This window comes from Ancylobacter lacus (assembly GCF_018390635.1).
GTDB classification, from domain to species: Bacteria; Pseudomonadota; Alphaproteobacteria; order Rhizobiales; family Xanthobacteraceae; genus Ancylobacter; species Ancylobacter lacus.
In genome coordinates, this window is record NZ_JAHBGE010000025.1 from 1 (window position 1) to 538 (window position 538).

At 57.2% G+C, this 538-nt stretch carries 2 protein-coding genes; both read right to left on the reverse strand.

What is annotated here, in order from left to right:
• A partial coding sequence (locus tag KHC27_RS05345; RefSeq protein WP_213335966.1) for a helix-turn-helix domain-containing protein occupies positions 1-295 on the reverse strand: 295 nt, incomplete at its 3' end.
• On the reverse strand, positions 292-538 hold a 247-nt coding region (locus tag KHC27_RS05350; RefSeq protein WP_213335968.1), incomplete at its 5' end, for a hypothetical protein. The genes KHC27_RS05345 and KHC27_RS05350, both read right to left, overlap by 4 nt.

Sequence of the window (538 nt, forward strand, 5' to 3'; positions counted from 1 at the left end):
CGATGCCGAAGGCGGCATGAGCCCGTTGAACGATCGCTGCAACGTCCTTGAACAACTTGTCGTCGATGCCATTCGCCACCGGCGAATGCGACATTGCCGACCGTCGCCCCGTGATCAACCAAGACACGTCGCAACCCATTTCCGCCATCCGTTGAAAGTGCTCCGCGGCGAAGCTTCTCTGCCCGCTGGCATACCGGGCGAACGACCTAAGAGGGATGCCCAATTGGGCAGCAAGATCCTTCTTCGTGACGTTGAGCTCGATTCGCCACTCTTCGAGCCTGTCGCCGATCGTCATCGGCCAAACCCTCGAAGTTGTGCAGAAAATGCACCACTTCCACCCTGTTGCACACCTTCGATGGCCGAAGAAATATCTTCACTAAGATCAAAGACATAGCCCATTTGGGCATGCTTTATCCGTAGGGCGGAAGCTGTGCGGCCCAAACAGGCGTTGACTGGCCCGTTTGGGCTCGTCATTCTCCCTCTCATGAAAACCGCTCCCGCAACGTCTGACGTCCCAAAAAATCCCGCCGAGAGGCGG